This is a genomic window from Gottschalkia acidurici 9a, assembly GCF_000299355.1.
Classification (GTDB): Bacteria; Bacillota; Clostridia; order Tissierellales; family Gottschalkiaceae; genus Gottschalkia; species Gottschalkia acidurici.
On record NC_018664.1, the window covers coordinates 279,703 to 294,975 of the forward strand.

Annotated in this window: 11 protein-coding genes; 10 read left to right on the forward strand and 1 reads right to left on the reverse strand. The window is 29.8% G+C overall.

Annotated features, from left to right (window positions below):
- Positions 1 to 13 precede the first annotated feature (13 nt).
- From CURI_RS01355 to CURI_RS01375, 5 genes are all read left to right on the forward strand, one after another.
- Positions 14 to 718 carry an ABC transporter ATP-binding protein gene (locus CURI_RS01355; protein ID WP_014966489.1) on the forward strand — a complete coding sequence of 235 codons (705 nt, stop codon included), beginning with the start codon at positions 14 to 16 and terminating at the stop codon, positions 716 to 718.
- Positions 715 to 1,932: an ABC transporter permease gene (locus tag CURI_RS01360; RefSeq protein WP_014966490.1), complete on the forward strand. Its 1,218-nt coding sequence runs from the start codon at positions 715 to 717 to the stop codon at positions 1,930 to 1,932. The genes CURI_RS01355 and CURI_RS01360 overlap by 4 nt, the downstream gene beginning before the upstream one ends.
- 680 nt (positions 1,933 to 2,612) lie before the next feature.
- Positions 2,613 to 2,819, forward strand: a complete 207-nt coding sequence (locus CURI_RS01365; protein ID WP_014966491.1) for a hypothetical protein — start codon at positions 2,613 to 2,615, stop codon at positions 2,817 to 2,819.
- A gap of 140 nt (positions 2,820 to 2,959) precedes the next feature.
- The gene (tsaD, locus tag CURI_RS01370) at positions 2,960 to 3,991 is read left to right on the forward strand and encodes a tRNA (adenosine(37)-N6)-threonylcarbamoyltransferase complex transferase subunit TsaD (protein ID WP_014966492.1); all 1,032 of its coding nucleotides are present in this window, start codon (positions 2,960 to 2,962) and stop codon (positions 3,989 to 3,991) included.
- A 276-nt stretch (positions 3,992 to 4,267) separates the two neighbouring features.
- Positions 4,268 to 4,936 carry a hypothetical protein gene (locus CURI_RS01375; RefSeq protein WP_014966493.1) on the forward strand — a complete coding sequence of 223 codons (669 nt, stop codon included), beginning with the start codon at positions 4,268 to 4,270 and terminating at the stop codon, positions 4,934 to 4,936.
- 124 nt (positions 4,937 to 5,060) lie between these two features.
- Here CURI_RS01375 and abc-f read toward each other — a convergent pair whose 3' ends face one another.
- Complete coding sequence (gene abc-f / locus CURI_RS01380) at positions 5,061 to 6,986, reverse strand: ribosomal protection-like ABC-F family protein (protein WP_014966494.1); 1,926 nt, start codon at positions 6,984 to 6,986, stop codon at positions 5,061 to 5,063.
- Positions 6,987 to 7,252: 266 nt separating this feature from the next.
- Between abc-f and CURI_RS01385 the strand changes: the two genes are divergently transcribed.
- The 5 genes from CURI_RS01385 (at position 7,253) to CURI_RS01405 (ending at position 15,225) form a co-directional block, all read left to right on the forward strand.
- Positions 7,253 to 7,888, forward strand: coding sequence for a redox-sensing transcriptional repressor Rex (locus tag CURI_RS01385; RefSeq protein WP_014966495.1), 636 nt, complete (start codon positions 7,253 to 7,255; stop codon positions 7,886 to 7,888).
- 178 nt (positions 7,889 to 8,066) lie between these two features.
- Positions 8,067 to 10,067 carry a methyl-accepting chemotaxis protein gene (locus tag CURI_RS01390; protein WP_014966496.1) on the forward strand — a complete coding sequence of 667 codons (2,001 nt, stop codon included), beginning with the start codon at positions 8,067 to 8,069 and terminating at the stop codon, positions 10,065 to 10,067.
- 224 nt (positions 10,068 to 10,291) lie between these two features.
- Entirely contained in the window at positions 10,292 to 12,292 is a 2,001-nt protein-coding gene (locus CURI_RS01395) for a methyl-accepting chemotaxis protein (RefSeq protein WP_014966497.1), read from the forward strand.
- Between the two features lie 60 nt (positions 12,293 to 12,352).
- Entirely contained in the window at positions 12,353 to 14,332 is a 1,980-nt protein-coding gene (locus tag CURI_RS01400) for a methyl-accepting chemotaxis protein (protein WP_014966498.1), read from the forward strand.
- Between the two features lie 80 nt (positions 14,333 to 14,412).
- Positions 14,413 to 15,225 (forward strand): Asp23/Gls24 family envelope stress response protein, encoded by an 813-nt coding sequence (locus CURI_RS01405; RefSeq protein WP_041701357.1) that lies wholly within the window; start codon positions 14,413 to 14,415, stop codon positions 15,223 to 15,225.
- Positions 15,226 to 15,273 lie beyond the last annotated feature (48 nt).

Sequence of the window (15,273 nt, forward strand, 5' to 3'; positions counted from 1 at the left end):
AGTAGGTGATCTTATGATAAAGATAGAAAATTTAGATAAAGTATATAAAAATGGAGCTATAGAGCTAAGAGCTTTAAAAGATATTAATTTGAGTATTGGTAACAAGGAATTTGTATCTATAATGGGACCGTCTGGATCTGGAAAGTCTACGTTTATGAATGTATTAGGTTGCTTAGATAGCTTAACTTCAGGAAAATATATATTAGATGGAGTAGACGTTCAAGACTTAAAAGAGGATGAGCTAGCAGTAGTGAGAAATAAAAAAATTGGGTTTGTATTTCAATCGTTTAACTTGCTTCCTCGTATCTCTACTTTAAAAAATGTTGAACTCCCAATGATGTATGCTGGAGTTTCACCTAAAGAAAGAAGAGAAAAAGCTATAGAGGTTTTAGAAAAAGTAGGACTTGGAAATAGGATAGAACATAAGCCAAATGAACTTTCAGGGGGACAAAGACAAAGGGTTGCAATAGCTAGAGCATTAGTAAATAATCCATCTATATTATTAGCTGATGAACCAACGGGAAATCTAGATAGTAAATCTGGTGATGAAGTTATGGGAATATTTCAACAGTTAAATAATGAAGGGGTTACTATAGTGCTCGTAACACATGAACTGGAGATAGCAGAGTATACAAAAAGAATAGTAGTGTTTAGAGACGGCGAAATAATAGAAGATAGATTAGTAGAAAACAGAACTATAAGAGGTGAAGTGATTTGAATTTCTTAGAATGTATAAAAGTTGCTTTATCTAGCTTGTGGGGAAATAAAATGAGATCTTTTTTAACTATGCTGGGAATAATAATAGGAATATCTTCTGTTATAACTATAGTATCTTTAGGTCAAGTGAGTCAATCACAGATAGGAAGCGAGTTTGAGCAATTCGGAACTAATACTACAATTATATATGTTGGTGGTAGTGATGAGGTTAGAGAAGAAGATTTTATGACTGTGAATGATATGGAAGCTATAAAAGATAAATTTGCAACAGAGATAAATGCTATAAGTCCTCAGTTATGGGAATCTGGAGAAGCTGTACATGAAAATGAAAAGAGCAGCTTATATCTACAGCCAGTAAGTGATGAATTTAATAAGATACAATCTATAAATATGATAAAAGGAAGATTCTTATTAGAATCGGATGTAAGAAGCGGTAGAAATGTAATAATTATAGATAAAAAATTAGCAGAGAAGTTATATAAAACAACAGATGTACTAGGAGAAAAGCTAACAGTTAATATATCTGGTGAAAAGAAAAAGTTTACTATAGTAGGTATTTATGAGAACAAGCCAGGATTGTTTGAAAGCATGGGTGGAGGTAATAGGGATACAACAACCAGCTATATACCATATTCATATATGAAAAATTTAGGCTGGGACGGTAGTATGTACAACTTATGGATATCTGTTAAGGATAACTCAAAGATAGATGAAGTAGCTGAAAAGATTATAGACTTTATAGAAATTAGACACAAAAATGCTGACAAGGGAGTATACGGTAGTGAGAGTGCAAAACAACAATTAGACATGGTAAATGGAGTTTTAGGAATAGTATCAACAGTAATAGGTGCTATAGCTGCTATATCTCTAGTAGTTGGAGGAATTGGAGTAATGAATATAATGTTAGTTTCTGTAACAGAAAGAACTAGGGAAATAGGTATAAGAAAAGCTATAGGTGCCACTAGAAAAGACATATTAGTTCAATTTTTAATAGAGTCAGTTATAATATCTGGAACGGGTGGACTTATAGGAACTATTTTAGGAATAAGTATCCAATTAGTTATAACTACAATACTAGGTGTAAAACCGTCTATATCTATATCTACCATACTTATAGCAGTTGGATTTTCAAGTATAGTAGGAGTGTTTTTTGGAATCTATCCTGCAAATAAGGCTGCAAAACTAGATCCTATTGAAGCTTTAAGATATGAGTAGAGTAGTAAAAAAATAAGGAGTTAACTAAATTATTGAAAAATGCAAACAGAGTGTTTGAAGACATAAAAAAATCCCAACCTTGCACTACCAATTGTAATAATTTAGATAGTTTCTATTATAGGACTAGTAATAGAATTTACAATGCCAAATCCCGAAATTACTGAAAGTTATAGGTAATTTAACTATAATAGCCACTATTAGAATTATAATTGGTGCAAAATCACTACAAGTATTTATTATAAACTTATCAGCAACTTTTTCAGTGGACAACAAACTGAATTAGAAAGAGTATTATCAGGTTGTTATATACTACCTGTCGGCATATATAGGTGAAGTGATATTATTACTCATAGAATTTGAAATAGGAGAAATTTAACCTATAAATGCATCTTTTTCAGTATTAATGCTAGAATCTATGAGCAAAATTTTTATTTATATAGTATTAAATCAAATATTTATATTTTCAATATGGAATTAAATACTTAATATATAGGGACTTCTAAAGTCAATTTGATATCAAAAAATTTTACTATATTAGTATTACCAATCTAGTTAGTTGCTATACTTATAGCAAGTGCAAGTACTTAATTTCAATTAACAAATCAGTTAGATTATAAAGAATAAAATTCTCCTTTTAGCCAAATAATATGTGTGTATCATATTAAAAGGAGGTAATAAAAATGAAGAATAAAAACTATGTAGAAACTAAAGAAGATTTAATAAATATAGCAAATAATTGTACTGGATATAACTACGAAGGTAAAGATAATTTCACATCATCTCTGAGTGCACCAGAAGGTACAAAAAGTTGTATAAACTGTGCACACTTATATAAAGATAGATGTCAAGTTGATCTAATGCGTGTAGTATGGTCTTCAATTAACTAAAAAAATTTATGAAAAAGTGTGAATATAATAAAAATCTCCTATATATTAAATTAGGAGATTTTTTGCTTATATATTAACAAAACATTACTATGCTGAGTTATAATAAGAATATTAGTTTTACTTGATTTGGAGGGATAGGATTGAAAATTAATGAAAAACAAATAATAACTTTAGCTATAGAAACTTCTTGTGATGAGACATCAGTAGCTGTAGTTAAAAATGGTAGAGAAGTTTTGTCTAATGTGATTTCATCTCAGATAGATATACACAAGAAATTTGGGGGAGTAGTCCCAGAAGTTGCTTCAAGAAAACATATTGAGAGTATAAATAGAATAATACAAAGTGCATTAGATGAAGCTAAAGTTACTTTAGACGATATAGATAATATAGGAGCAACTTATGGACCAGGACTGGTTGGGGCACTATTGGTTGGATTATCTAGTGCTAAAGCATTAGCATTTGGAAAAGGAATTCCCTTAGTACCTGTAAATCATATAGAAGGACATATATTTGCTAACTTTATAGAGCACAAGGAACTAGAGCCTCCGTTTACATGTTTAATAGTATCTGGTGGACATACTCATCTGGTATACGTAAAAGACTATGGGCAATATCAATTACTTGGAAGAACTCGTGATGATGCTGCTGGTGAAGCTTTTGATAAAGTAGCAAGAACAATGGGATTAGGATATCCAGGAGGACCTATTATAGATAAATTAGCTAAAGAAGGAGATAAGGATGCTATAAAATTCCCGAGAGTTTTTTTAGATGATGATACTTATGATTTTAGTTTTAGTGGTTTAAAGTCAGCAGTACTAAACTACATAAATAGTGCGAAACAAAAGGGTTTGAATATAAAAGTAGAAGATATAGCAGCAAGTTTTCAGCAAGCAGTTGTTGATGTATTAGTAGAAAAAACTATAAAAGCTGGAAAAGAAAATGGAACTAAGACTATAGCAATAGCAGGTGGAGTTGCTTCTAATGAGGGACTGAGAAGTGCACTAGAAGAAAGATGTAAGTCTGAAAACTTAACATTAAAATATCCATCTAGAATATTATGTACAGATAATGCCGCTATGATAGGATGTGTAGCATACTATAATTATATTAGAGGAAAAGTTGCAGATTTAGACTTAAATGCAGTACCAAACGACAATATTTTTGAAAAATAACTTATAATTTTACAGATTTCATCTTGTCCACAAATAAACAGACTGCTTATCAACAGATATGTTGATAATGTGGAAATGTACTAATAAACTACATTATAAAAGGGAAATATATGTTGATAAAGTTGTGGATAATGTTGATATCATTGTTGATAACTGTGGATAATAGTATTTTAACCATTTTGTAACTTATTTTATGCTTAAATATTATTATAATTATGATAGTATATTATTTTACTAATTAAGTTTTCCTTGTCTATTAAGAAAGGGGATAAATTTATGATAAAAAAATTACTGACCATAATTTTAACTTTAATTTCTACGACAACAATAATGGTAGGATGTAGTAAGAATGCATCTAATACTGAGATATATAATATGGCTAAAGATAATGATATTGATTTAAAAGACATAGAACACTTTATAGACGGAAAACTATCACAAGACATAAGTATAGAGGAAAATGTTAAAACTATAGATTTAGATGGGGACGGACAAGATGAATGTATAATAAATTACAAAGTTAAGACTAAGAAAGAACCACTCAGAATTTTAGTTCTCTCTAAAGAAAAAGATAACTGGATTGTAAAAAATGAAATAAAGAATGTAGGGCAAAGCTTTGATAAGATATTGTACAAGGATATTACTGGTGATGGAAACTTAGAAATAGTTGCAGGATTTAAAGTAGGAGAAAATACTAGTAAGGGATTAAGTATATATAGATACAAAGACGGAAAGACAGAGGAGATATTTGAAGACTATTATTCTAAGTATGTTGTAGAAGATGTAGATAGCGATGGGAAACAAGAAGTTATTCTTATAAAAGATGATGAGAGAGAAGGTAAATCTATAGCACAACTTTACAAATGGAAAAATAATAATCTTAGTAAAATAAAAGAAGTAACAATAAAGCCTAATGAAAATGTTAGGGAAAAGCTAAAAGAGTAAATCAAATACTTATTAGATAGAAAGATAAGTATCTTTTACGAGCAAAGCAAGCTCTAAAATATTTAGAATATTATTTACACATAAAGATTATTTTTCAGCTCACTTTGCTCAAAGATAAATTTAGTTATACATTTTCACCTTCAGTAAGTTCCATCCACTGAAGATAAAGTTCTTCAAGTTTAGTTTTTAGATTGAGTGTTTTTTCATGTATTTCCTGACTTTTTTCATGATCCGAATAAACTTCGGGACTACACATAAGTTCCTCAAGACTAGAAATTTCTTCTTCAAGATTAGCAATGTTTTCTTCAAGTTTTTTAATGTTTTTTCTTACTTGTCTTTCTGCCCTATCCCTATCTTTTTCTTTTCTACGGTCTGCTTTGATTTGAGTTTTGGTTACAGAAGATGTATCATCTTCATCATCTAGTAAAGGTGCGTTTTTCTTTTCTAAATAATAGCTATAGTTTCCAAGATATTCTGTTACACCATCTTGAGATAAGTCTAGAATTTTATCTGTAACTTTATTCAAAAAATATCTATCATGAGATATTACTAGTAAAGTGCCGTCATAATTTAGTAGAGCGTCTTCTAAAACTTCCTTAGAATCAATATCTAAGTGGTTTGTAGGCTCATCCATAAGTAAAAAGTTTGCTTTAGAGAGCATAAGTTTTAAAAGTGCAACTCTAGATTTCTCTCCACCACTTAGGTCGGAAATATCTTTAAATATATCATCACCAATAAATAGAAATTGAGCTAAGAGAGTTCTTATCTGATAATGATCTAAATAAGGGTGATCATCCCATATTTCATCTACTATAGTTTTATCACTATTCAGATTAGACTGTTCCTGATCATAATATCCTATATTTACTTGGTGACCTAAAGTTGATTTTCCACCAGAAGGTTCTATGCTATTCATTATTATTTTAAAAAGAGTAGTTTTACCTATTCCATTTGGACCTATTAGACCAACTCTTTCTCCTTTATATATATTAAAACTTATATTTTTAAAAAGTTCACTATCTTCAAACTGTTTGCCGATATCTACAACAGACAACACATCTCTACCACTTTGAATTTGTGGTTCAAATCTTAGTTTAGATTTTTTAGATGAAATAGCACTACTTTCTATTTTATTCATTTTATCAAGCATTTTTTGTCTACTTTTAGCTTGTCTAGCAAACTTCTCTCCACCATTGGATATAAATCTTCTTATAATATCCTCTTGTCTTGAGATTTCTTTCTGTTGCTCTTCATACTTTTTCTCAAGTAACTCTAACTCATCTTTTCTCTTTTTCATAAACTTAGTGTAGTTTCCTGTATATATATTAAGTTTAGAGTTTTCTAAATAAAATATTTTAGATACAGTGTTATCTAAGAAATATCTATCATGAGAAATTATAATTGCTGCGCCTTTATACTCCCTAATATATTTTTCAAGCCAATCTATAGCTTCTATATCTAAATGATTGGTAGGCTCGTCTAATAAAAGTATATCAGGTTTTTCTAGTAAGATTTTTGCTAAAGCTACTCTTGCTTTTTGTCCACCACTAAGTTTCTCCAGAGGGGTATCAAACTGTTCCTCAGAAAAGCCTAGTCCTTTTAATACGCCTTTTATTTCACTTTTAAATCCATATCCATTTGAGTCTTGAAATTCCTCCGAAACTTTTGAATATTCATCCATTAGAGTCTGTAATCGTTTAGAATCTTGATTCTGTCCTTCTATACTTATTTCCTGCTCTAAAGATCTGAGTTTATTTTCCATATCAAATAATGGTTTAAATACTTCCAGTACTTCTTCAAATATAGTGTTTTCAGTTTCTATTCCAGTTTGTTGCTCTAAATATCCTAACTTGCAATCTTTAGAAATATATATGTTTCCACTATCTTGAGAAAGTTCACCAATTAATATATTAAAAAGTGTAGATTTGCCGGCTCCATTAAGCCCAACTAGTCCAACTTTTTCATCATGATTTATAGAAAAATTAATATCATCAAGAATTTTATCGACTATATAACTTTTGGATATATTACTACATGATAAAACTATCATAAAGAATCCTCCTTTACCTACATACTAAATAAATGAATTTTTAATATTCATTTATGTATATAATTTTATCAAAAAATCATACTAAAAGAAATAAGGTGAAAATATAAAAGGTCTATACAGTATTTTGTATACTAATGGAACCTTGAAAAACTCTTGTTTACTTGAATTGACAGGTATTTAAGTTAATGATAAAATAACATACAACAAGTACATAAGATTAACCGTATAGAATTAGTGGGAATAAATTAAGTGGGTGAATAAAAAATATGAATAAATATGAAAATGTATCTATGGCAGTTATAAGAAGATTACCAAAGTATTATAGATATATAAACGAATTGATAGAAAAAGACGTGTCAAGAATATCTTCATATGAATTAAGTAAACTTACAGGGTTCACAGCCTCTCAAATTAGACAAGACTTAAACAACTTTGGAGGTTTTGGACAACAAGGGTACGGCTATAGTGTAGAAGTACTTAAAGATGAGCTAGCTAAAATACTAGGACTAGATAAAGGTTATAGTGCTATAATAGTTGGTGCGGGAAACTTAGGGCAAGCAATTGCAAACTATAGGAGCTTTGAGGATAGAGGGTTTAGAACCTTAGCACTTTTTGAAAAGAATCCTAAACTTATAGGATTAAAAATTAGGGACATAGAAATTAAGGACTTGGACGATATAGAAAAGTTCACTAGAGAAAATGAAATAGATATAGCTATAATAACTACTCCTAAAGAACAGGCACAAGATGTGGCAGATAAGGTAGTGAGTTGTGGTATAAGAGCTATATGGAACTTTGCACCTATAGATTTAAAAGTTGATAAAGATATAATAGTAGAAAACGTAGACTTAAATGAGAGTTTATATACTTTATCATTTCTACTAAAACAAAATATAAAATAAAGAGCTTAAATATTACATATAAAGATCTTGAAGATTCATAATATATAGATTATGACTATTCAAGGTCTTTATATTTATGTTTAATTATTCAACATTTAAATAATAAAAACGTTTTCTATCCATATATAAGGGTATATTATCTAGAACTAAAATATTATGGATGTAGGAGGCTGTTAAGTTGAGAAAAATTAAATTAAATATTAGAAATAAAATTATAGGAATTATGGTATTAGTAATAATTATACCTATAACTTCCTTGGGACTAAGTTCTTACAATACGTCTTCTAAAGTAATGACTAAACAATATAGAGAACTAGGAGAGGTTATAGGAAATGAAGTTCGTTACATATTAGAAGAGCGAATAGACAATATTGAACGAGCAGCAAACTATATAAGTTCATCACCAAGTATAGTTAACTTGCTAGATAACCCAGAAGAAATAGATATGATGAGAGATGTACTTAGAAGGTCACTAGAAAACTATAACCTTGAAAACATATACTTTGGAACTAAAGAAGGTAACATGTATACAGAATCCATAAAAGAATCAACAAATAACAATTTAAATCCTTTAGAGAGAGACTGGTATAAAAGTGCAGTTGAGAAAAATGATATAGTATGGAGTGATGTATATCTAGACGAAATAGCGGGAATACAGGCTGTTACATTAAGTAAACCTGTATATAAAGGAGACGAGTTCTTAGGTGTAATAGGAATGGATATATCCTTAGAAAGTTTTATAGAAATTATGAGTAAGATAAAGATTTCAGAAAAAGGCTATCCTATGCTTATAGATAAAAATGGAGTTGTAATTGGTCACAAAGACAAATCTAGACTAGGAAAAGAGTTTCAGCCCAAAGAAGAAGCAATAAATCTGAAATCAGGAACAAAGTTATTAGAATATACTTTTGTAGATAAACAGAATGGAGTAGAGGAAAAAGAACTTATAGTCTTGACGAATATAGAAAAGACGGGTTGGAAAACGGCATCTATACTTTCACTAGACTCAATAGTAGAAAGTAAAAACAGTATAATTAAAAATATCATAGTTGTAGGATTAATAGCATGTATTGCAGGAGTTATAGTATCGGTTATCTTTGGAAGAGGTATATCTATATCTATAAATAAGGTGTTAGAAGTTTTAAGAAAAATGGAAAAAGGAGACTTAACATCAAGAATTGATATAAAAAGTGAGGATGAATTTGGAGAAGTCAGAGATAGTTTTAATACAATGATAGTCACGCTTGGATCACTTATAAAGAACATCAAAGAAGTCTCAATAAATCTAGGAGAGCATTCAGGAAACTTAGCAGCCATATCTGAAGAAGTTAGCGCAGCTTCGCTTGAAGTATCATCAACGGCTGAGGAAATAGCAAGAGGAGCATCAGAACAAGCATCAGATACAGAAAAAGGTGTAGGTATAATAAATAAACTATCAGAAGAACTTTTAGAATTAGACAATTCTTCAAGAGAAATGTTAGGGCTAGTAGATAATATTAGAAAAACTAGCCAAGATAGTTTCCAAGTAGTAGAAGAACTTAAAGAAAAGACAGAAATGAATAATATGAGTACTGATAGAGTTCAGCAAGAAATTATAACTTTAGATGAAAAAATTAGTCAAGTGTCCAACATACTATCTACAATAGATGCTATCGCTGAGCAGACAAATTTACTAGCATTAAATGCATCAATAGAAGCAGCAAGAGCAGGAGAATATGGAAAAGGATTCGCAGTTGTAGCAGAAGAAATAAGAAAGCTTGCTCAGGAATCTAAAGAATCATCTAATAATATAAAAGACATAATAAGTAACGTACAGGCTGAAAGTAAAGTGACAGTGGATGTAGTTAAAGACGTAAAAGAGAGAAGTGAAGATCAAGCCGAAGCAGTTTATAAAGTTAATGAGTCGTTTGACACTATAAGTAAGCTTATAGAAGATATTGTATCAAAGATAAATAATATTGGAGAACAATCAGATAAAATGAATAGAGATAGAAATAATATAGTAGATTCAATGCAAAATATTTCTGCAGTTTCGGAAGAAACAGCAGCTGCATCTGAGGAAGTAACAGCCTCAATTCAACAGCAGACAGCTGCTACGGAAGATGTAGCAAATTCAGCTAATAAACTAAATGAGCTTGCAAATACTCTTGGTGAAGAAATAAATATATTCAAGATATAAACTTATAAAAGCTAATGGGTGAATCATCACCTATTAGCTTTTTTTTGCATATAGTATTAAAAATAATAATATTACTATTGTTCATACGACATGTAAAAGTCTGTGCATGTAGTTTTTCGCTGAGTTTTGTTGACAGAAAACGTTTCTTTTCTATATAATTACTTACAGATGAAGAATATACTAACTATAGCAATATATAAATTTAAGGGAAGGGAAGTGAGGGGTTGAAATTTTTCAATTTAAGAATAAAGCAAAAAATAGTAGCTATGATGATATTTATAGTAGTTGTTCCAATACTTATACTTGGAAGTATATCCTATCTATTCTCCTCAAAATCTATGGAATATCAATATAAAGAGTTAGGTAAGACTATTGGAGAGGAGACAAAGCGTACTATAGAAAATCAAATAAACGAGATAGAGAAAGAAGTGGAATTTCTAGCTAGCTCAAATAATGTACATATGATTATAGAAAATCCAGAAGTAAGTAGCATTTTATTAGATGAACTTAGAAGATTTAAAGATACTTATGAAATTGAAAATGCATATTTAGCCACTGTTAATGGAGATCTTTATGTGTATCCTAATGTGAACTTACCGTCAGACTATAATCCATTAGACAGAGATTGGTATAAAGATGCTATTAAAAAAGATAGCATATCATGGAGTAATGTATATATGGATGAAGCAAGTAAAGAAAATCTTGTGACTGTAAGCAAACCTGTATATAAAGATAGCCAACTAGTTGGGGTTATAGGAATAGACATTCCATTTTCAATATTTAGTAACAGTATAAAAGAAACATATGAGGGAACAGCGGATTATCCAATATTAGTTGATAGAAATGGAAAAGTAATTACTTATAAAGACAATTCATTTATAGGAAAAGACTTTGAAGGAAAAGAAATGTTTATGAATATGACTGAAGAAAATAAAATAATAGAAAAGGAATATGAGAATAATGGAATAGTTGAAAGACAATTAGTAATAGTAAATAATATGAAAAATGTAGGATGGAAAGTTATAAATATAATACCTATAGATAATATCAAGTCAAACTCAAGTCGTATTATGATTAATACCATTATCACAGGGGTTATAACTACGATAGCGGGATTAATTATTGCCATAATATTTGCTAGAACTATATTAAAACCTATAGGCAGAACATTAAAAAGTGTAAGAAAGATGGAAGAGGGGGACTTTACAGCAAGACTTGATATAAAAAATGAAGATGAATTTGGTGAAGTTAGAAATGGCTTTAATAGTATGATGGATAAATTAAGCACAATGATATTAAATATTCAAGATATTGCAAGACAAGTAAGTGGAGAATCAGAAACATTGGCAGCAATGTCTGAGGAAACAAGTGCATCCTCTGAGGAAGTATCGACAACAGTAAAAGAAATAGCGAAAGGCTCTTTAGAACAAGCAAAAGATATAGAATTAGGTGTAAACCTTATAGAAGGACTATCCGATAAATTAATAGAGCTCGATAATAATTCAGAAGTAATGCTAAGATCTGTTGAAGAAGTAAAACAAACAAGTGAAGATAGTATTGGTATCGTAGGAAATCTTTTAGAAAAGGCTGAAACTAATAATACGAATACATGCAAAGTAGAAGAAGAAATAATAAATTTAGATAATAAAATTGGTGAGATAGGTAATATACTATTTACAATAGATCAAATAGCAGAGCAGACAAACTTACTAGCACTAAATGCATCAATAGAAGCAGCAAGAGCTGGAGAACATGGAAAAGGATTCGCTGTAGTGGCAGAAGAGATAAGAAAACTTGCAGGTGAATCTAAATTATCATCTGACAATATAAAGGATATAATAACTAATGTTCAGTTAGAGAGTAAAAAAACTGTGGAAGTAATGAAAAATGTAAAAGAGATGAACCAAGAGCAAACAGATATAGTGTTTAAAGTAAATGAGTCATTTAGAAACATAAACAACCTTATAGAAGACATAACAGTCAAAATAGAAAGCATAGGTAAATATATACATGATATAAATGAAGATAAAAATAAAGTAGTAAATTCAATTGAAGATATATCTGCGATATCAGAGCAAACTGCAGCATCATCAGAATCTGTAGTAACATCAGTAGTAGATCAAACAACAGCAACTGAAGAAGTATCACGATATGCAGAAAAGCTTAATGAATTAGCTAATGCTTTAAATGAAAAACTAGGTGAATTTAAAGTGAACTTAAAGTAAATTAAAATTAGATATAAATTAGTTGAATTTTGTCTAGACAGAAGAGGGGAGAAAAGGCGGATGTTTAAACTAAAAGTTAAAGCCAAGATAATCATCATCATGCTAATACTAATTGTAACCCCAATAAGTATAGTAGGGGGTATATCTTATAAATTATTTTCAAACATGATGACGAACCAGTATAGAGATTTAGGACAAACCATTGGAACTGAAATAACTCGCGGGACACAGGTTAAGATTAGTGAGATTGAAAAAGGTCTAGAATACTTATCTTCATCAGGTGCTATAAGTAGTATAGTTACAGAACCAGAAAACTCTCAGGTTATGTTAGCGGAATTTGGAAGATTTATAGATAAATATAAATTAAAGAGTATATACTTTGTAACTGAACAGGGAGAGATATACGCTCAATCGAATGATGGTAATGAGTTCAATAATACTCAAAATGAATGGTATAATAATGCCATAGAAAAAAATGAAACAGTGTGGAGTAACATAAAAAAAGACAACTCTAATGGATCATGGTACTTGACTACTAGTAAACCTGTATATTCAGGAGATAAATTAATAGGAGTACTAGGTATAGACGTTTCAATAGACTTATTCGATGAAGTATTATCTAAAATCAGAATAGGTGGAAGAGGATTCCCAATACTTGTTGATAGTAATGGAGTAAAGATAGCTCTTAAAGATACTGATCAAATAGGAACTGAATTCAATGGAAAAGAAAACTTTGTAGGAATGACTGAGAAAAATAAAGTCATAAGAAATGTATATAAAAATAATGATAAAGTTCAAGAACAATTTACGATTATTAATAATATAGAAAAGTTAGACTGGAAACTAATAACTATAGTTCCTATTGACAATGTTAAAGAAGGAACTAAGTTGATGCTACAAAATACAAGTTTAATAGGAATATTAACTATGATAGTAGGGGTTATAATATCAATCCTATTTGCTAGAACTATTACAAAACCTATATATAGAGTCTTAGAAAGTATAAAGAAAATGGAAAGTGGAGACTTTACAGAAAGACTTAGTATAAAAAATAATGATGAGTTCGGTGAGGTAAGAGATATATTTAATAATATGATGATTAAATTAAGTGAACTTATCTCAAACATTAAAGATATCTCAAGTGAAGTAAGTTCATCATCAGGCCTATTAGCAGCAACATCGCAACAAACAAGTGCATCTTCAGAAGAGGTGTCTAGAGCTATAGATGAAATAGCTAGGGGATCATCAGAACAAGCCAATGATACAGAAGAAGGCGTACAACTTATTGCAAGTTTATCTGATAAGCTATTAGAGCTTAATAACAACTCAGAAGTTATGTTAAATTCAGTTGAAGAAGTAAGACATACGAGTATAGAAAGCACTAAAATAGTAGAAGATCTTAAGGAAAAGACTGAAATAAATAATGAAAATACAAATAAAGTAGAAGAAGAAATAGTAAAATTAGATAATAAGATTGGTGAAATAGGAAATATACTATTTACAATAGATCAAATAGCAGAGCAGACAAATTTACTAGCACTAAATGCGTCAATAGAAGCAGCAAGAGCTGGAGAACATGGAAAAGGATTCGCTGTAGTAGCAGAAGAGATAAGAAAACTTGCAAGTGAGTCTAAGCTATCATCTGACAATATAAAGGATATAATAACTAATGTTCAATTAGAAAGTAAAAAGACAGTAGAAGTAATGAAAGATGTGAAAGACCGAAATCAAGAACAAAATGATATAGTAATGCAAGTAAATGAATCATTTAATAACATAAATAACCTAATAGAAGATATAACTGCTAAGATAGAGAGTATAGGCAAGTATATATATGAAATAAACGAAGATAAAGATAAAGTGGTAAGTTCAATGGAGAATATATCTGCCGTATCAGAAGAGACAGCAGCAGCGTCAGAAGAAGTGGTAGCATCTATACAACAGCAGACATCAGCAACACAAGAAGTAGCAAAGTCAGCAGAAGTGCTTAATGAGCTTGCAGATAAGTTGAGTGAAGAGATGAGCAAGTTTAAAATATAATAAGTAAAACTATAAAGACCACCAAGAAGTATTAATCTTAAGCATACTTTTTAGTGGTCTTTATAATAGGAGTTGAGAGTATGCGTGTAGTAAGTTTAGTAGGTCAAAGTGGAAGTGGTAAAAGCTATAAAGCTATAATGTTAGCTAAAGATTTAGATATTGAATATATAATAGATGATGGATTACTCATACAAGGAAACAAGATAATTGCTGGTAAATCTGCAAAAGGAGAAAGCACAACTATAAGTGCAGTTAAAAGGGCAGTATTTACAGATTATAATCATAGAAAAGAAGTAAAAGACGTAATTAGAATTTTAAGTCCTAATAGTATATTGATACTTGGAACTTCAGACAAAATGATAGAGAGAATAACTGAAGAACTAGATTTACCTAAAATACAAGAACGAATATATATACAAGAAATATCTTCGGAAGAAGAAATAAGAATCGCTAGTGAAGAAAGAAAGAAGCAAGGAAAGCACGTGATACCAGTACCAACTTTTGAAGTGAAAAAAGATTTTTCAGGATACTTCCTAGATACATTGAAAATACTTCGAAAAAGAGATAGTATAAAAGAGCATGTATATGAAAAAACTGTAGTTAGACCTACTTTCAGTTACCTAGGGAAGTATACTATATCAGATAGTGTAATAAAGGATATAATTAAATATGTTACAAGAAAAGTAGACGGACTACATAAAGTTTCAAATATATATATTAGGAACTATAAAGAAGGACTATTCATAAATATAGAAGTAAGTATGGTTTATGGATATAGTATATTAGATACAGTAAAATATATGCAGAAAAGGATAGCTAGTGAAATAGAGAACATGACTTCTTTAAATATACTAGGCATAAATGTAACTGTAAAAAAATTAATTGTAAAATAGCGTGTTAAAATTCAATATAATGAATAAGAATTAGTTGATTTTTTTGGA

What these genes read in the sequence shown, in the direction of transcription:
- CURI_RS01355 (WP_014966489.1), top strand. Translation starts at nt 14, where the DNA reads ATGATAAAGATAGAAAATTTAGATAAAGTATATAAAAATGGAGCTATA.
- CURI_RS01365 (WP_014966491.1), top strand. Translation starts at nt 2,613, where the DNA reads ATGAAGAATAAAAACTATGTAGAAACTAAAGAAGATTTAATAAATATA.
- CURI_RS01375 (WP_014966493.1), top strand. Translation starts at nt 4,268, where the DNA reads ATGATAAAAAAATTACTGACCATAATTTTAACTTTAATTTCTACGACA.
- abc-f (WP_014966494.1), bottom strand. Translation starts at nt 6,986, where the DNA reads ATGATAGTTTTATCATGTAGTAATATATCCAAAAGTTATATAGTCGAT.
- CURI_RS01385 (WP_014966495.1), top strand. Translation starts at nt 7,253, where the DNA reads ATGAATAAATATGAAAATGTATCTATGGCAGTTATAAGAAGATTACCA.
- CURI_RS01400 (WP_014966498.1), top strand. Translation starts at nt 12,353, where the DNA reads ATGTTTAAACTAAAAGTTAAAGCCAAGATAATCATCATCATGCTAATA.
- CURI_RS01405 (WP_041701357.1), top strand. Translation starts at nt 14,413, where the DNA reads ATGCGTGTAGTAAGTTTAGTAGGTCAAAGTGGAAGTGGTAAAAGCTAT.